Source organism: Pseudomonas taiwanensis DSM 21245, from assembly GCF_000425785.1.
GTDB lineage: Bacteria > Pseudomonadota > Gammaproteobacteria > Pseudomonadales > Pseudomonadaceae > Aquipseudomonas > Aquipseudomonas taiwanensis.
This window is the reverse complement of the sequence record NZ_KE384450.1, coordinates 146,570-163,380: the sequence shown is the minus strand read 5'-3', so window position 1 is coordinate 163,380 and position 16,811 is coordinate 146,570. Positions and strand designations below refer to the sequence as shown.

The window sequence follows — 16,811 nt, the reverse complement described above, 5'->3', positions numbered from 1 at the left end:
GCCGAGAATAGTCCCGGCTTACCGGGGCGGCAACTGCTGCAAGCGCTCCAGGATATCGAGCACGACCATGCGTGGCGGCCGCTCGTCGGTTTCCACCACCACGTCAGCGATTTCACGGTAGAGCGGGTCGCGAGCTTCGAGCAAGGCTCGCAGGGTCGCTTCCGGATTGGCTGTGCGCAACAACGGGCGATTCCGGTCCCGCGCTGTCCGGCCGACCTGTTGCTCGACCGACGCATGCAGGTAGATGACCCGCCCGCCCCGATGCAGGGCCTGACGGTTGGCTTCGCGCAACACAGCACCACCGCCGGTCGCCAGGACCACGCCATCGAGGCCGCAGAGCTCGGCGATCATCGCCTGCTCACGGTCACGAAAGCCCGGTTCGCCCTCTTTGTCGAAGATCCACGGGATGTTGGCGCCGGTTCGCAATTCAATTTCCTTGTCGGAATCCTTGAACAGCAGGCGCAACTCTTTGGCCAACAGGCGCCCGATGGTGCTCTTTCCAGCGCCCATGGGCCCCACAAGTATCAAATTTCGCACAGAATCAACGACTCACAGCAATCGCCTGGTCACTCATGATACGCGGAGTCAGGAAGACCAGCAGCTCGGATTTTTTCTCTTGTAATGCATCGCGTCGAAACAGCCGCCCAACATACGGCAGATCGCCAAAAAATGGCACCTTGTCGATCACTTTGTTTTGCGTGGTCGAATAGACTCCGCCGATCACTATCGTTTCGCCATCAGCTACACGAACCCTGGCATTGACCTCGTTCTTGCGGATCGGAGGCACGTCGTTCAAGGCGTTGACGTAGTCCGGCTCGTCCTTGGTCACTCTGACTGCCATGATCACCTTGCCGTCTGGGGTGATCTGCGGCGTGACCTCGAGGGACAACGATGCCTCGCGGAAAGCGACAGACGTGGCGCCGCTCTTGCTGGTCTCCTGATATGGCACTTCGGTGCCTTTGAGAATTCTGGCGGTTTCCTTGTCGCCCGTCACCACCTTGGGCTGCGAGATGATTTCGCCGTTGCCGCTTTTCTCCATGGCACTGAGCTCAAGATCCAGCAGCACTTCCGCGCGCAGCAAGCCCAACCCCACCCCGGAGGTCGCCCTGTCTACCCCCAAGTCAACGAACAAATCACGACCCAACTGCGCCGTTTCGCCATACAGCGGTCCACCCCAGCGCACGCCCAGGCTCTTTTCGTAGTCGACATTGGCCTCGACGATGCGCGCCTCGATCGCCACTTGCCGCAGCGGCACGTCCAGTTCGGCCACCAATCTGCGCAATTCGGCCAGCCTATCGGCTGGCTGGTGGGCGATCAGCGTGTTGGTACGCGCATCGACCGCCAGGCTGCCGCGACCGGTCAGAATACCGTCGTCCGCCAGGGTCGCCTGGAGCAACTCGACAAGTTCAGAAGCCTTGGCATGGTGGATGGGCAGCAATGCCCGGCTCAGGGGCTGCAACTGAGCCTCCAGCTCCTGCCCGATCCGCTCGCCCCGGGACTGCTCGGCCAACTCGGCGGCCGGCGCCACAAGCAACACATTGCCCTCTTGGCGACGGCCCAGCCCCTTGCTGCGCAACACCAGCTCCAGCGCCTGATCCCACGGCACATCCTGCAATCTCAACGTGATGTTGCCTTGCACGGCATCGCTGGCTACCAGGTTGATGCCCGCGTAGTCGGCCATCACCTGCAACACTGAGCGCACGGGCACATCCTGGAAATTCAGCGACAGCGGCTCCCCCCGGTCAGGCGCCGCCATGACCGGCGGGACTACCAACAACGCCGCCGCGATCCACCTCAACAGGCATTTCATCGTCTTCCCTGCTCCCCTCTTCCAGGCGCTTGCGCATCGCCAGAACAACCGTACGCGCCTGCCAGGCGCCGCCCAGGTAGAGGCGCTCGCGCACTTGCGTCGATCGTTCGTCGATTCGCACCACAATGCCTTCGTCTCGCCCCAGCCGGTCACCGGCACGCACGCGGTGCAGCTGCCCAGCAGCCAGCAACAAGGCTTCGTATGTATGTCCACGCGCAAGACTGCCGACCATTTCCAGTTGCGCCAGAGGCATGCCCTCCAGCCCGACCCGAGGCGAACGACTCGACCACGCGGCAAACGGATCGACCACTGGAGCCAGGGGTTGGGCCTTTGCAGGTATTTGGGCCAGCCACTCATTGGCCGGCTCGGGCGCTTCGGCATGGTAGGTGTGCACTTGCAAGCGCAGTCGTAACATCCCTGGGCGACCTTCTACCGCTGACAACGTCATATCAGCGGGCCGTAACAGGCGCACTTGGCCGAGCCAGTCGTCCAGCCATTGCCGCACCACCGAGTAGCGCCCCACCACCTGCACATTCAAAGGCGTCTGGCGGTAGCCGGCCTGCATGACGTGATCGAGCACATCCAGTTGTTCGATGTGCAACCCCTGCGTATGCCCGGAAGTCACCAACCGATCGAGCAGGTCACTCATGCCTTCGCCGGCTGCAAGGCTCCAGCGCGCCTGATCCAAACGCCGCTCGGCATCGCTGAGCGCCTCCTGCGCACCAGCCAGCGTTTGCAACTGCCCGACCCTGGACCGATGCTCTTGCTCCAACTGCGCGTGCCTGGCCAGCTGCAAGCCTTGGCGCTCACGCAGCTCCGGCCACCTGAGCAAGCCACCCAGCATGAGCACCGTCAACGCCAGACCGACGGGCACAAGCACCCTGAAAGCCGTGGAGCGCCCCACGAGCCCCTGCCAGTCCACTGCCTGCAGCCTCCTCATGACCAGGACGCTCGCACCTGAGCCACGAGCAAGAATTCGTCACCACCCGGCACGCTCCTGACCCTGTGCAGCTGAAGATCGAGCAACACCGATGAGCGCTCCAGATCGCGCAGCAACTGGGCCAGCAGCGCACCAGACCCCGCGAGCCCGACGATCCGCAGTCGCCCATCCACGAGCTTCAGCTCGGTCAGTTGAACGCCCTGCGCAATAGCGCGTTCCAGATCGACGAACACGGCCTGCAGGACACCTTGCTCCGCCCGTAGCCCTTCCAGCGCCTGGAGCTGTTCGCGCAGTGACGCAAGGGCCGCCTGGGATTCCTCAAGCAACTGCATTCGCTCACCCAACTCGGCAAGCTTCGCCTCCTTGTGCTGGTTGAGCGCAAGTTGACGCTGCACACGCTGGCGAGCGAGCTGATCGAGCGCGATCACCAGGCACAAAGCCAGGGCCCCACTGGCAACCAAGGAGACCTTGAATCGCTTGAGCGCGGCCTGTCGATGCCGTTCACGCCAAGGCAGCAGGTTCAGGCGCGGCATTGACCCATACCTCCTAACGCCAGGGCATAGGCAAGGACCAACGTCTCGCTGCAATTACCCAGGCCAGGCCTTGGCGGAAGTCGCCGGCAAGGGGCCACACGCTGCGTCCGCCACTCAGGGAACAGCCCTGGCTCGGGAGGGGCATGACTGGCGACCAGAATGTCGCTGACCGACACATGCTCGTCCAGCAGCTGCTGCACGGCACAGCGCACCTGCTCCCGGGTGGCGGGCGGCGCTAACTGCACCTCCCGGCGTTGCGGCAACGCGCCTTGGGGCCAGTAATGCAAGGTCGCACTGCCCCTCTCGATCCGGACCAAAGCCAGATCATCGGCACCGGGCTTCGGCAGCATCCGCTGCAAGGCCAGGCTGTCGACCTCCACCACCTCAAGCACCAGGCCGGCATCGAGGAACAGCGCCTCGAACGGGTCGAGGGCGCTCTGCCTGCAAGCCACCACCATGACGTCCAGCGTACCGGGCTGCACCGGAGAAGCACCCAATATCTGAAAGTCCAACGCCAGGTCTTCAAGCGGGAAGGGAAACAATTGATCGGCATCGAGCAGCAATTGCGCTTCGAGCTCGGTTTCAGACTGACCTGCGGGCAACTGGCACACCTTGCAGATCACCTGGTTCGCCGGCAGGGCCATGGCAACCTGGCGTTGACGAATGCCTGTTCGCCGATGGGCCCGCCGCAAAGCCGACACGATCCGCTCGGAATCCGCCAGCTGTTCGCCCACCGAAGGCAGATCGATTGGCTCTACGGCCCACCCCAGCACCTGGCAGCGCCCACGTCGCCGCTGAAGTTGCAGCATTCGTACGGAATCCGAGGTGATTTCCACCCCCAACAATGAACCGGCATCCTTGCCGAAGCGTCCAAACATCCTTGTTTCCTTGCTTCAATGGGCAGACCACAACCTGGCCTGATGGGCCGGACGGTTGCGCAAGCCACCCGGCCGGTCACCCGGAAAGACGAAAAATGCTTATAATGCCCAGCGTTTTTTGTCCGCCGGACCCACGCGCAATTCACTCCTCAACCTGGACACCCAAAAGCCTTGATACGCCTGCTGAAGTTCTTCTGGTGGTCACTCGTCGCAGTCACCTGCGCGCTCGTACTCGGTGTGAGCGGTGCGTTTCTGTATCTTAGTCCCAGCCTGCCCTCGGTCGAATCGCTCAGAAGTATCCAGTTGCAGATCCCGCTCAGGGTGTACAGCAGCGACGGCAAGCTGATTGCCGAGTTCGGCGAAATGCGCCGCTCGCCGATTCGTTTCGCGGAAATTCCCCCACAGTTCATTCAGGCGCTTCTGTCTGCCGAGGACGACAATTTCCTCAACCACTATGGCGTCGACCCAAGCAGCCTGATGCGCGCTGCGAGCCAGCTGGTAAAGTCCGGGCACATCCAGACCGGCGGCAGCACCATCACCATGCAGGTGGCGAAGAACTACTTCCTCACCAGCGAGCGCAGCTTCTCGCGTAAAACCAACGAGATCCTCCTTGCCTTGCAGATCGAACGCGAACTGACCAAGGACGAGATCCTCGAGCTGTACGTCAACAAGATCTACCTGGGTAACCGCGCCTACGGCATCGAGGCCGCCGCTCAGGTTTACTACGGGAAGTCGATCCGTGACGTGAGCCTGGCACAAATGGCAATGATCGCCGGCCTGCCCAAGGCTCCGTCTCGCTTCAACCCGCTGGCCAACCCGGTACGCGCCAAGGAGCGCCGCGACTGGATTCTCGGCCGCATGTACAAGCTCGGCAAAATCGACGAGGCAAGCTACCAGGCCGCCCTGGCCGAACCGTTGAACGCCAGCTACCACGTGCCGACGCCCGAGGTGAATGCACCCTACATCGCCGAGATGGCCCGCGCCGAGATGGTTGGCCGCTACGGCAGCGATGCCTATACCGAAGGTTTCCGGGTGACCACCACGGTGCCGAGCGACATGCAGGAAATGGCCAACAAGGCCGTCCTCAATGGGCTTTCCGATTACGATGAGCGCCACGGCTACCGCGGCCCCGAGGCACGTTTCCCGGGCAAGACCCAGGCAGCCTGGCTGCAAGAGCTTAACAAGCAGCGCACCCTGGGCGGGCTTGAGCCTGCCATCGTTACCCGGGTCGAGAAGAGCGGCCTGAAAGTGCTCACCCGTGGCGGCCAGGAAGAAGAAGTCTCCTGGGACACCATGAAATGGGCCCGCCCGTTCATCAACACCAACTCCCAGGGTCGTGCGCCTCAATCGCCGGCCGATGTCGCCCAGATCGGCGACCTGGTGCGCCTGCAGCGCCTGGATGATGGCAAGCTCAAGTTCAGCCAGGTTCCCGGCGCACAAAGCGCTCTGGTGACCCTCGACCCTTACAACGGCGCGATCCGCGCCTTGGTCGGCGGCTTCTCGTTCGAGCAAAGCAACTACAACCGCGCGATGCAGGCCAAGCGCCAACCGGGCTCGAGCTTCAAGCCCTTCATCTATAGCGCTGCGCTGGACAACGGCTACACCGCCTCCAGCCTGGTCAACGATGCGCCGATCGTGTTCGTCGATGAGTACCTGGACAAGGTCTGGCGTCCGAAGAACGACACCAACACGTTCCTGGGGCCGATTCGCATGCGCGAAGCCCTGTACAAGTCGCGAAACCTGGTGTCGATCCGCCTGCTGCAGGCGATGGGCGTGGACCGCACCATCGATTACATCGCCAAGTTCGGCTTCAACAAGCAGGACTTGCCGCGCAACCTGTCGCTGGCGCTGGGGACCGCAACCCTGACGCCCATGGAAATCGCCACCGGCTGGAGCACCTTTGCCAATGGCGGCTACAAGATCAACCCCTACCTGATCGAGCGCATCGAGAGCCGCAACGGCGAGACCCTGTTCACCGCCAATCCGGCACGCGTCCCGCAAGGCGCCGAAGACCATGCAGGTCTGGCTGCGCCGGAGCAGCCGATCAGCACGGCCGCGATGCCAGGTGAAGCACCGTCCAGCTACGGCCAGGTCGCACCGACCCCACAAGCACCGGTGGCTGCCGAGCAGATCATTGATGGCCGCACCACCTACATCCTGACCAGCATGCTTCAGGACGTGATCAAGCGAGGCACCGGCCGTCGTGCGCTGGCCCTGGGCCGTACCGACCTGGCAGGCAAGACCGGTACTACCAACGAGTCCAAGGACGCCTGGTTCTCTGGTTACAACGCCGACTACATCACCACGGTATGGGTCGGTTTCGACCAGCCGGAAACCCTTGGCCGCCGCGAATATGGCGGCACCGTGGCCCTGCCCATCTGGATGAACTTCATGGGCGCGGCGCTGAAGGACAAGCCCAACCATGCGCCGGCCGAGCCGGAAGGCATTCTCAGCCTGCGGGTCGACCCCATCAGCGGTCGTGCCGCCTCGCCAAGCACGCCGAACGCCTACTTCGAGCTGTTCAAGGCCGAAGACTCACCGCCCTCGGTGGATGAACTGGGCAATGGCGCAGCGCCAGGTAGCCCGCTGCCAGCGGATGAAGCAGCGCCGATGGATCTGTTCTAAGCCCGTTCGGGTGCTTGCCTAGCGCCGCGGCGGTACGTGAATCGAGCGCCGCCCGCGCGGCGCATCGCGAGCAAGGCTCGCTCCTACGTCTGTTTCGGGCCAGTACGTCAGTGGTAGATGCGCGCAAGCGCCTTTTATCGCGCCTGCTCGCGATGCGCCGCTCGATTTACACCCCCACAAAACTCAAGCGAAAAAAAGCCCCGACTCTCGCGAGCCAGGGCTTTTTCACATCGCTACGACTGGATCAGCCGTTGAACACTTCATCCACGCTTTTCAGCGGGTAGTGCTTCGGATACGGCAGGGTAGCCACGCCGGATTCGATCGCAGCCTTGGCCACGGCATCGGAAACGACGGTGATCAGACGTGCATCCAGCGGCTTCGGAATGATGTACTCACGGCCGAACTCCAGACCTTCAACACCGTAGGCTTCGCAGACTTCCTTCGGCACCGGCAGCTTGGCCAGGTCTTTCAGGGCGACGGCGGCGGCGATCTTCATTTCTTCGTTGATGCGCTTGGCACGAACGTCCAGAGCGCCACGGAAGATGAACGGGAAGCCCAGCACGTTGTTGACCTGGTTCGGGTAGTCGGAACGACCGGTCGCCATGATCACATCGCTGCGGGTGGCGTGGGCCAGCTCTGGGGAGATTTCCGGATCAGGGTTCGAGCACGCGAACACGATCGGGTTGGCTGCCATCGACTTCAGGCCTTCAGCGCTCAGTAGGTTCGGACCGGACAGACCAACGAACACGTCGGCACCATCCAGGGCATCGGCCAGCGTGCGCTTGTCGGTGGCGTGGGCGAACTGAGCCTTGTACTGGTTCAGGTCGTCACGACCGGCGTGAATCACGCCGCTACGGTCGATCATGAAGATGTTCTCGACCTTGGCACCCATGCTGACCAGCAGCTTCATGCAGGAGATAGCGGCGGCACCAGCACCCAGGCAGACGATCTTGGCATCTTCGAGTTTCTTGCCGGCGATTTCCAGGGCGTTGATCATGCCAGCGGCAGTCACGATAGCGGTGCCGTGCTGGTCATCGTGGAAGACCGGGATATCGCACTGCTCGATCAGGGTGCGCTCGATCTCGAAGCACTCAGGCGCCTTGATGTCTTCGAGGTTGATACCACCGAAGGTGATGGAGATACGCTTGACGGTGTCGATGAACGCCTGTGGGCTTTCGGAGTCGACTTCGATGTCGAATACATCGATACCAGCGAAACGCTTGAACAGAACACCCTTGCCTTCCATGACCGGCTTGGACGCCAGTGGGCCGAGGTCACCCAGACCGAGGATGGCAGTGCCATCGGAGATCACCGCAACCAGGTTGCCCTTGCCGGTGTATTTGTAGGCCAGCTCCGGATCACGGCCGATCTCGCGCACGGGCTCGGCAACACCTGGGCTGTAGGCCAGGGCGAGGTCGCGGGCGGTGGCAGTTGGCTTGGAGAGCTCGACGCTCAGTTTCCCCGGACGAGGTTGAGCGTGATATTCGAGAGCGGCGGTTTTCAGGTCTGACATGGTGGGCATTCCGCTATTTACTGTTCTGACGGACCGCCGAGGATACGCAAAGAGCCGGGGAGCCACAAGACTGGTCAGTCACTTGTGTCAAGGCCTTTAGCCTACGACTTTACGCTACAACCCACGGTGGATACGGCTTCCAGTGTGTACAATCTGATAGCGAAATGTCTACAATTATTTCACCGTGAAACGCGCTCCAGCATGCTCGGATCAGTCAATGGCAACACCCAGCGTCGCTGCCCTGGCTTAAGCCCCCCCTTGCGGGAACGGTCCAGCACCCAGCCACGCGCTTCGACCTGGCGTCCCTTGAGGTTATCGAAGAAGCTCGAAGGGAAGTTGCGTTGCAGACGAGCGGGAACCTGCAGCACCAGCGCATCGTCGAGTTCGAGCCAGACACCACCGCGATTGCGCTCGATGCCGGTGATTCTGCCGCCGATCACGGCAAACCCGGACCGTTTGACATCGCCACCGCGCACCACCGGTGAACGTCGCCACAACCCCGCTCCGGAAGCACGCGCTGCCTGTTCGGCGCTCTGCTGGCAACCGGCGAGGCGAACATTGGGCGCGACCGCGACACGATAGCCAAGCCCCTCGCTGAGTAAACGAGCTTCGAAATTGTCGCCATTGCGGCCGTAGACATGGGCCAAGGTGCGGCCGTACCTGTCCTTTGCCTCGACACCCGGCACCAGGCCTACGCGGCCATCACTGGCCTTGACCAACGCCTGCAGGCGTTGCCTGGCCATTTCGGCGTAAGGCTCACTGCTGCGCCCTTGGCGCCCAATCTCCGGGGCATTGATACCGATCAGACGCACACTGCGACCGTCGGTCAGGCGCAAGGTATCGCCATCGACGATCTGTCGCACGGCTACCATCTGCGGGTTTTCCGGCAGCGGGCAGAACGCCAGAGCCGGAAAATGCCACATCGCGCCCACAAAAAAAGCGCCCACAAGGGGCGCCTTTTTTTGCAGCAATGCGAAGCCCGAAGGATTCGCCATGCGCATGATTACTTCTTGGTACCGAACATACCGAAGCGATCGGCGAACTTCTGTACGCGACCACCGGTGTCCAGGACTTTCTGCTTACCAGTGTAGAACGGGTGGCACTGGGAGCACACGTCGATCGCCAGCGGCTTGGCCAGGGTCGAACGGGTTTCGAATTTGTTGCCGCAGCTGCAGGTGACTGCAACTACTTCGTAGTTCGGATGAATATCTGCTTTCATGGTCACTTCCTCGAGCTGCGTGCCGCCACCCAACACCAATTGTTGAATACCGCACGTAATTAGGCGGCGAATAATACCAGAGCACAGCGTCAGCGCAAGTTGTCGCTTGCACCGACGGTCGTCTGCTAGTCTCGCCACTCGTTGAAATACCCTGCCGAGACCTTCCGCGTGTCCGACGTCATACTGCGCCTTGCCCTCCCTTCTCCCTTGCGTCGCCTGTTCGACTATCGGGCACCGGCGAGCATGGCGCGCCAGGTACTGGAGCCTGGCATGCGTATTCGCGTGCCATTCGGCCGGCGCGAAATCATCGGCGTGCTGGTGGAGGTCTGCGACCAGAGCGAAGTGCCCGCTGACAAGCTAAAGCCGGCGATTACCCTGCTCGACCCGGTCTCACCCGTGCCCACTGCCCTGTTCAAGCTGTGCCTGTGGACCGCCCAGTACTACCAGCACAGCTTGGGCGACACCCTGAGCTGGGCGCTGCCCTCCCTGCTGCGCCAGGGTGAACCGGCCGAGATGCGCCAGGAGCGCTTCTGGCACGTCGCCCCTGGCGCGCGCCTGGAAGACCCACGCATCGCCCGTGCTCCGCGCCAGCGTGATGCACTCAAGACACTGGCCCAGCATCCGCACGGCGTGGCCCATAGCCTGTTGAGCAAACTCAACCTGAACAAGGACAGCCTGGACCTGCTGCTGGCCAAGGACCTGGTCCAGGTCGAGGTCCGCCGCCATCTGCCCGGGGCACGGCATGAGCACTGGCTGGCTCAGCCGGAACTGCCGCTCAATGAAGAGCAGCGCGAGGCCTTCGACACCGTGCGCGAGGGCTTTGGCAGCTTCGCCGCCTTTCTCCTGGCTGGTGTCACCGGCAGCGGCAAGACCGAGGTCTACCTGCAACTGATCCGCGAAACCCTGGAGGCCGGCAAGCAGGCACTGGTGCTGATTCCGGAGATCAACCTGGGCCCACAGACCCTGGCGCGCTTCGAGCAACGCTTCAATGCCCGCATCGCCTTGCTGCATTCGGCCGTCAACGACCGCGAGCGCCTCGACGCCTGGCTGGCCGCCCGTGATGGCGAAGCCGACATCATCATCGGAACGCGCTCGGCCTTGTTCACGCCGATGAAGAACCCAGGCCTGATCATCATCGACGAGGAGCACGACGGCTCTTATAAACAGCAGGAAGGGCTGCGCTATCACGCCCGCGACCTCGCGCTGGTACGGGCGCATCAAGAGAACATCCCGATCGTACTCGGCTCCGCGACACCTTCGCTGGAAACCCTGCACAACGCCCTGACCGGACGCTACCGCCTGCTCCGCATGAACCAGCGCGCCGGCGGCGCCCGCGCCCCGCGCATGCTGCGCCTGGATGTGAAAAGCCTGCCATTGGACAGTGGCATCAGTGGCCCACTGCAGCAGGCCATCCGCCAGACCCTGGAAGCCGGCCAGCAGGTGCTGGTGTTCCTCAATCGGCGCGGCTTTGCCCCCACCCTGCTGTGTCATGACTGCGGCTGGTTGTCCGAATGCCCGCGCTGCGATGCCCGCATGACCGTGCACCAGCGCTCCGGTGTCCTGCGCTGCCACCACTGCGGCTATGACGAGCGCCTGCCGCAGCAGTGCCCGCAGTGCAATCACGTCGACCTGCGCCCTGTGGGGGCCGGTACCGAGCGGGCCGAAGAGCGCCTGAAGGTTCTGTTCCCGGACTACCCGATCCTGCGCGTCGACCGCGACAGCACCGCTCGCAAGGACGCCATGCACAACCTTTTCACCACCATCCAGCGCGGCCAGCCGAGCATTCTCGTAGGCACCCAGATGCTGGCCAAGGGTCACCACTTCCCGCGGGTGACCCTGGTTGCCATTCTCGATGCCGATGGCGGATTGTTTTCCGGCGATTTCCGCGCCAGCGAGCGCATGGCGCAGTTGATCGTCCAGGTAGCAGGCCGTGCTGGCCGTGCGGAGGAGCCAGGCAAGGTCATCATCCAGACCCACCTGGCCGATCATCCGCTGCTGGTGCAACTGACCGAGCAAGGCTATTTCGCCTTCGCCGAACAGGCCCTGAGCGAGCGCCGCACGGCGGGCCTTCCGCCGTATTCCCACCTCGCCCTGCTGCGTGCCGAAGCCCACAAACCGGGCCAGGCAGAAAGCTTCCTCGACGAGGCGTGCGCCGCAGCCGAGCGACTGGTTGCCGAGCAGGCCCTGCCTGGTATCGAGCTGTTGGGCCCAGTGCCTGCACCGATGGAGCGCCGCGCGGGACGCTTCCGCGCTCAACTCTTGATCCAGGCCAACACCCGCGCCCCCTTGCATCGACTGATCAGCGCCTGGTTGCTAGTGTTGGAGCAGATGCCGAGCGGGCGTCAGGTACGCTGGTCACTGGATGTCGATCCAGTCGACCTTTATTAAGGTTGCCGCGCAAAGGTTGGCAACCCGGCCCCAGCAACGGATAATGCCCAGTTTTTCCACCTGCGCATCCAGGCGCTCCACCGCGCTTGCGGTCGAAAAGAGAACCCCATGAAAGACACCATTCGCCAGCTGATCCAGCAAGCCCTCACCCAACTCGTCACCGACGGTGTGCTGCCTGAAGGGCTGTCGCCGGCGATCCAGGTGGAAAACGCCCGGGACAAGACCCACGGCGACTTCGCCAGCAACATCGCCATGATGCTGGCCAAGCCTGCGGGCATGAAGCCCCGCGACCTGGCCGAAAAGCTGATCGATGCGCTGCCGGCCAGCGCCGACATCAGCAAGGTCGAGATCGCCGGCCCAGGCTTCCTGAACTTCTTCCAGAACACCGACGCCCTGGCCAACCGCCTGGACGCCGCATTGGCCGATGCCCACCTGGGCGTGCACAAGGCGGGGCCGGCGGAAAAGGTCGTGATCGACATGTCGGCGCCGAACCTGGCCAAGGAGATGCACGTCGGCCACCTGCGTTCGACCATCATCGGTGACAGTGTCGCGCGCGTGCTGGAATTCCTCGGCGATGACGTGATCCGCCAGAACCACGTGGGCGACTGGGGGACCCAGTTCGGCATGCTGCTGGCGTATCTGGAAGAAAACCCAATCACCAGCGACGAACTGTCGGACCTGGAAAACTTCTACCGCGCCGCCAAAAAACGTTTCGACGAATCCGAAGAGTTCGCTACCCGCGCCCGTGGCCTGGTCGTGAAGCTGCAAGCCGGCGACCCGGATTGCATGGCGCTGTGGACACGCTTCAAGGACATCTCGCTGTCGCACTGCCAGAAAACCTACGAGTTGCTCAACGTCAAACTGACCATGGCCGACGTGATGGGCGAAAGCGCCTACAACGATGACCTGGCCAATGTGGTCGCCGACCTCAAGGCCAAGGGCCTGCTGGTCGAAGACCAGGGCGCACAATGCGTGTTCCTCGAGGAATTCAAGAACAGCGAAGGCGAACCTCTGCCGGTAATCGTGCAGAAAGCCGACGGCGGCTACCTGTACGCCACCACCGACCTGGCTGCAGTGCGCTACCGCAGCAACGTGCTCAAGGCCGATCGCGCCCTGTACTTCGTTGACCAGCGCCAGGCCCTGCACTTCAACCAAGTGTTCGAGGTGGCCCGCCGTGCCGGCTTCGTCGGCCATCCGATGCGAATGGAACACATGGGCTTCGGCACCATGAACGGCGCCGATGGCCGTCCATTCAAGACCCGCGACGGCGGCACCGTGAAGCTGATCGACTTGCTTACCGAAGCCAAGGAGCGCGCCTACACCCTGGTCAAGGAAAAGAACCCAAGCCTGGCCGAGGACGATCTGCGCCACATCGGCGAAGTGGTGGGTATCGGCGCTGTCAAATATGCCGACCTGTCCAAGCACCGCACCAGTGACTACAGCTTCAACTTCGAATTGATGCTCAATTTCGAAGGCAATACCGCCCCCTACTTGCTGTACGCCTACACCCGCGTAGCCGGCGTTTTCCGCAAGCTCGGCAAAGGCTTTGACGAGGTCGAGGGCAAGATCGTATTGCAGGCGCCCCACGAGCAGGACCTGGCCGCACGCCTGGCGCAGTTCGGCGAAATCCTCAACAACGTCGCCGACAAAGGCACTCCGCATGTACTGTGCAGCTACCTGTACGACCTCGCCGGCCTGTTCTCCAGCTTCTACGAGAACTGCCCGATCCTGGCTGCCGAGAACCCGGAACAGCAGCAAAGCCGCCTGCGCCTGGCCGCACTGACCGGCCGCACCCTGAAACAAGGTCTGGAACTGCTCGGCCTGGAAACCCTGGAGCGCATGTAAGTTGGCTGCCAAGAAAAAACCTGCTCCCAAGCGCGGCGCGAGCCGTCAACAGGCGCCGACCAAGCAGCCGATCCCAGGCTGGGTATGGCTGGCGGTCGGTCTGACCGTGGGTGCCTTCATTGTCTTCCTGATGAAGCTTGAACCAGGTGGCGGCGACATCAAGCGCACCAAGCCGGAACAGCAGAAGCCAGAAAAGGTGGCAGAAGCCAGCAAGACGGCTCCGGTCACCCCACAGCAGCCAGTGAAACCGAAGTACGACTTCTACACCCTGCTGCCAGAGTCCGAGGTGATCGTGCCACCGGAGGCTGTACCGGAAAAGACACCCCCAGTACCGGCACAGCCGGTGACCCCGGTCACACCCGCTGAAGCCGCCAAGATCGACACCGCCCGCGCCCAGGCAGCCCTGATGGGGCAAACGCCGCCTCCGGCACCACCAGTGATCAAGCCTGCGGCCACCACCCAGTTCTTCCTGCAGGCAGGCTCGTTCCGCAAGCAGGCCGATGCCGACAAGGTGCGGGCGCAGATCATTCTGCTCGGCCAAGCGGTCAAGGTGGAGTCCGGCACAGTCAAGGAAGAGACCTGGTACCGCGTGCTGGTCGGGCCGTTCAGCAACCGTGAACAGCTGACCGTGGCCCAAAAGCAATTGGCAGGGGCTGGCTTCAGCAACCTGTTGCTGCAGCAGCGACAAACCCGCCAGTGAAGAAAGGCCTTGCCGCCCAACGCGACAAGGCCTTTTTTCTATCAGCGGCGCTCGGCGTTGACCTGCGAGATCTGGCTGTTCAGCGTCCAGAAGTCATACAGCACGCCCAACAGGAACAGCCCGCCGGTGAAGAAGTAGATGATCGCGCTGATCCATTTGCCCTGGTAGAGGCGATGTGCACCGAAGATCCCCAGGAACGTCAGCAAGATCCAGGCAAGGTTGTAGTCCACCCGCCCCGACTGAAACCGCAGGTCGGCCTCGCGATCCATCGACGGGATCAGGAACAGGTCAATCAGCCAGCCGATGCCCAGCAGGCCCAAGGTGAAGAACCAGATCGTCCCGGTGATCGGTTTGCCGTAGTAGAAGCGGTGCGACCCGGTGAAGCCGAAAATCCAGAGCAGATAGCCGAGTACCTTGCTGTGGGTATCGTGGAACGGCGCCCCCTGTTGATAACTGTTCATTCATAGCCCCCGTGGGTTATCCAAAAATTTTCTAACGGAAAATGTGACTTTTTCGGCGCAGGCCGACGTACGGCAGCATGACAATCGACCAACGGATCAGAACGTGGTCAAAAAGCTGTTATAAAGTTGCGCGCCAACACACACAAAACATTCATAAGAGCTTCAACTATGCCGCCTTTGTTCAAGACATGGCTGACCCTCTGCCTATTATTGCCCCTGGCCGCCCACGCCACCAATCGTGAGCAACGTCTTCCCAACGGTTTCACTGGCTACACCACCAATGCCACGGTGAAACATGCGCCGACCAAGCAGGCCAACCTGCGCGTGCGTCCCAGCAACGTCGCCAACGCTCAATACCAGCCGGTGGCAGCGATGTCGCCCAAGCAGAGCAGCAATGTGCTCAGCCGGGCAGTCAATGTCCTGGGCACCCCTTATCGCTGGGGTGGCAGCAGCCCGACCAAGGGCTTCGACTGCAGTGGGCTGGTGAAATACGCCTTCAACGATGTGGCCGACGTCGACCTGCCGCGCACCTCCAATGCGATGGCTCAGGGCCAGGGCGTGAAGGTGGCGAAGAGCGACCTCAAGCCAGGCGACCTGATTTTCTTCAACATCAAGAGCCGCCGCGTCAACCACGTGGCGATCTACCTGGGGAACGACCGCTTCATCCATGCACCGCGCCGCGGCAAGCGTGTGAGCATCGACACCCTGAGCAAACCTTACTGGCAGAAGCACTATGTAGTGGCCAAGCGGGTCTTGCCCAAGCAACAGCAGCAATTGGCGCTGGCCAAGCGCTAAACCTCAGCGTCGACAAGCCAGCACCTGCAGAACGCACAACAACCTGTAGGCGCCAGCTTGTCGGCGAATAGGCCGCTACAACGCGTCGATCAGCCCTTCTGCCCTCAACGCCTCCATCGCTCCTTCCATCGTCTTCATCCCCGCCGCCGCCCCCGACTGCATCACGGACTGCAACTGCGCCGCTCGCCCCTCTCGGATCAGGTTACGCACAGCGGGCGTCGCCACCAACACTTCCCGCGCCGCCACCCGGCCGCCACCTCTTCGTTTCACCAGCACCTGCGCTACCACCAAGCGCAGCGATTCGGCCAGCATGGCCCTGACCAACGGCTTCTCCTCGGCGGCAAACACCTCCACCAGACGGTCGATGCTGTTGATCGCCGACCGGGTATGGACGGTCGCCAGCACCAGATGCCCCGTCTCGGCAGCCCGGAGCGCCAGACGAATCGTTTCGAGATCCCTCAGTTCGCCGATCACGATGACATCCGGGTCTTGGCGCAGTGCACTGCGCAACCCCTGGGCGAAGTCACGACAGTGGCGTCCGATCTCGCGCTGGTTGACCAGGCTGCGCTGGCAACTGTGGATAACTTCGATAGGGTCTTCCAATGTGATGATGTGCAGCGAGCGCTCGCGATTGAGCTGGTCGACCAGCGCGGCCAGCGTGCTGGACTTCCCGCTACCGGTCGGCCCACCTACCAGGACGAGGCCATCGGTATGTTGGGCAAAAGCTCGAAACACTTCTGTCAGGCCTAACGCTTCGAGTGTGGCGATTCGTTGCGCAATGATCCGCATGGCCACCGCAGGCCCATTCGACTGGCGAAACAGATTCAAGCGGATACGCCCAAGCGAGGGGAGATCGAGCGCCAGGTCCAGCTCATCACCTTGCGCCCACTGGCGACACTGCGCTTCGGCCAGCAAAGGCGCCAGCCCGTCGTGCAGCGCCGTCGCCGACAACGGCGGCAGATCCAGGCGTTGCAGCTCGCCATCCAGGCGAATCAGCGGTACGTCGCCCGCGGCCAGGTGCAGGTCACTCGCCCCTGCAGCCATCGCCCGGGCCAAGAGGTCAGTCACGTCCATGAGACTCCCTAAAGACCATCAAGCAGGTAG

At 62.5% G+C, this 16,811-nt stretch carries 15 protein-coding genes; 5 read left to right on the top strand and 10 right to left on the bottom strand.

The window, feature by feature from the left end; genetic code table 11:
* Positions 1-18 precede the first annotated feature (18 nt).
* Genes aroK through pilM form a run of 5 tightly spaced genes read right to left on the bottom strand, consistent with a single transcriptional unit; the run spans position 19 to position 4,161 of the window.
* A complete protein-coding gene (aroK, locus tag H620_RS0119715; RefSeq protein WP_023378227.1) occupies positions 19-537 on the bottom strand; it encodes a shikimate kinase AroK in 519 nt (172 codons plus the stop codon).
* Between the two features lie 4 nt (positions 538-541).
* Positions 542-1,756, bottom strand: coding sequence for a type IV pilus secretin PilQ (locus H620_RS26010; RefSeq protein WP_049818832.1), 1,215 nt, complete (start codon positions 1,754-1,756; stop codon positions 542-544).
* Positions 1,743-2,690 carry a pilus assembly protein PilP gene (locus H620_RS0119705; RefSeq protein ID WP_244880974.1) on the bottom strand — a complete coding sequence of 316 codons (948 nt, stop codon included), beginning with the start codon at positions 2,688-2,690 and terminating at the stop codon, positions 1,743-1,745. The genes H620_RS26010 and H620_RS0119705 overlap by 14 nt, the downstream gene beginning before the upstream one ends.
* Before the next feature lie 56 nt (positions 2,691-2,746).
* Positions 2,747-3,283 (bottom strand): PilN domain-containing protein, encoded by a 537-nt coding sequence (locus H620_RS0119700; protein ID WP_023378224.1) that lies wholly within the window; start codon positions 3,281-3,283, stop codon positions 2,747-2,749.
* Positions 3,271-4,161: a type IV pilus biogenesis protein PilM gene (gene pilM, locus H620_RS0119695; RefSeq protein WP_027907910.1), complete on the bottom strand. Its 891-nt coding sequence runs from the start codon at positions 4,159-4,161 to the stop codon at positions 3,271-3,273. Before pilM ends, H620_RS0119700 begins: the two co-directional genes overlap by 13 nt.
* Before the next feature lie 174 nt (positions 4,162-4,335).
* Here pilM and H620_RS0119690 point away from each other — a divergent pair, with 174 nt between their 5' ends.
* Positions 4,336-6,786, top strand: a complete 2,451-nt coding sequence (locus H620_RS0119690) for a penicillin-binding protein 1A (protein ID WP_374374102.1) — start codon at positions 4,336-4,338, stop codon at positions 6,784-6,786.
* A gap of 244 nt (positions 6,787-7,030) precedes the next feature.
* On the opposite strand, the gene H620_RS0119685 is transcribed toward H620_RS0119690, so the two are convergent.
* The 3 genes from H620_RS0119685 to rpmE all read right to left on the bottom strand — a co-directional run bounded on the left by H620_RS0119685 (position 7,031) and on the right by rpmE (position 9,518).
* Positions 7,031-8,299 (bottom strand): malic enzyme-like NAD(P)-binding protein, encoded by a 1,269-nt coding sequence (locus H620_RS0119685; protein ID WP_023378221.1) that lies wholly within the window; start codon positions 8,297-8,299, stop codon positions 7,031-7,033.
* Positions 8,300-8,478: 179 nt separating this feature from the next.
* Positions 8,479-9,300 (bottom strand): thermonuclease family protein, encoded by an 822-nt coding sequence (locus H620_RS0119680; protein ID WP_023378220.1) that lies wholly within the window; start codon positions 9,298-9,300, stop codon positions 8,479-8,481.
* A 2-nt stretch (positions 9,301-9,302) separates the two neighbouring features.
* Entirely contained in the window at positions 9,303-9,518 is a 216-nt protein-coding gene (gene rpmE / locus H620_RS0119675) for a 50S ribosomal protein L31 (protein ID WP_023378219.1), read from the bottom strand.
* 168 nt (positions 9,519-9,686) lie between these two features.
* Here rpmE and H620_RS0119670 point away from each other — a divergent pair, with 168 nt between their 5' ends.
* The 3 genes from H620_RS0119670 to H620_RS0119660 all read left to right on the top strand — a co-directional run bounded on the left by H620_RS0119670 (position 9,687) and on the right by H620_RS0119660 (position 14,451).
* Positions 9,687-11,906: a primosomal protein N' gene (locus H620_RS0119670; protein ID WP_023378218.1), complete on the top strand. Its 2,220-nt coding sequence runs from the start codon at positions 9,687-9,689 to the stop codon at positions 11,904-11,906.
* Between the two features lie 108 nt (positions 11,907-12,014).
* Complete coding sequence (gene argS / locus H620_RS0119665; RefSeq protein ID WP_023378217.1) at positions 12,015-13,751, top strand: arginine--tRNA ligase; 1,737 nt, start codon at positions 12,015-12,017, stop codon at positions 13,749-13,751.
* Between the two features lies 1 nt (position 13,752).
* Positions 13,753-14,451 (top strand): SPOR domain-containing protein, encoded by a 699-nt coding sequence (locus H620_RS0119660; RefSeq protein WP_023378216.1) that lies wholly within the window; start codon positions 13,753-13,755, stop codon positions 14,449-14,451.
* A 41-nt stretch (positions 14,452-14,492) separates the two neighbouring features.
* Here H620_RS0119660 and H620_RS0119655 read toward each other — a convergent pair whose 3' ends face one another.
* Positions 14,493-14,912 (bottom strand): NINE protein, encoded by a 420-nt coding sequence (locus H620_RS0119655; protein ID WP_023378215.1) that lies wholly within the window; start codon positions 14,910-14,912, stop codon positions 14,493-14,495.
* Between the two features lie 168 nt (positions 14,913-15,080).
* On the opposite strand from H620_RS0119655, the gene H620_RS0119650 reads away from it, so the two are divergent.
* Complete coding sequence (locus H620_RS0119650; protein ID WP_023378214.1) at positions 15,081-15,707, top strand: C40 family peptidase; 627 nt, start codon at positions 15,081-15,083, stop codon at positions 15,705-15,707.
* Positions 15,708-15,782: 75 nt separating this feature from the next.
* On the opposite strand, the gene H620_RS0119645 is transcribed toward H620_RS0119650, so the two are convergent.
* Positions 15,783-16,781: a type IV pilus twitching motility protein PilT gene (locus tag H620_RS0119645; protein WP_027907908.1), complete on the bottom strand. Its 999-nt coding sequence runs from the start codon at positions 16,779-16,781 to the stop codon at positions 15,783-15,785.
* Between the last annotated feature and the right edge of the window lie 30 nt (positions 16,782-16,811).

What these genes read in the sequence shown, in the direction of transcription:
- H620_RS26010 (WP_049818832.1), bottom strand. Translation starts at nt 1,756, where the DNA reads ATGGCGGCGCCTGACCGGGGGGAGCCGCTGTCGCTGAATTTCCAGGAT.
- H620_RS0119700 (WP_023378224.1), bottom strand. Translation starts at nt 3,283, where the DNA reads ATGCCGCGCCTGAACCTGCTGCCTTGGCGTGAACGGCATCGACAGGCC.
- pilM (WP_027907910.1), bottom strand. Translation starts at nt 4,161, where the DNA reads ATGTTTGGACGCTTCGGCAAGGATGCCGGTTCATTGTTGGGGGTGGAA.
- H620_RS0119685 (WP_023378221.1), bottom strand. Translation starts at nt 8,299, where the DNA reads ATGTCAGACCTGAAAACCGCCGCTCTCGAATATCACGCTCAACCTCGT.
- H620_RS0119680 (WP_023378220.1), bottom strand. Translation starts at nt 9,300, where the DNA reads ATGCGCATGGCGAATCCTTCGGGCTTCGCATTGCTGCAAAAAAAGGCG.
- rpmE (WP_023378219.1), bottom strand. Translation starts at nt 9,518, where the DNA reads ATGAAAGCAGATATTCATCCGAACTACGAAGTAGTTGCAGTCACCTGC.
- argS (WP_023378217.1), top strand. Translation starts at nt 12,015, where the DNA reads ATGAAAGACACCATTCGCCAGCTGATCCAGCAAGCCCTCACCCAACTC.
- H620_RS0119655 (WP_023378215.1), bottom strand. Translation starts at nt 14,912, where the DNA reads ATGAACAGTTATCAACAGGGGGCGCCGTTCCACGATACCCACAGCAAG.
- H620_RS0119650 (WP_023378214.1), top strand. Translation starts at nt 15,081, where the DNA reads ATGCCGCCTTTGTTCAAGACATGGCTGACCCTCTGCCTATTATTGCCC.
- H620_RS0119645 (WP_027907908.1), bottom strand. Translation starts at nt 16,781, where the DNA reads ATGGACGTGACTGACCTCTTGGCCCGGGCGATGGCTGCAGGGGCGAGT.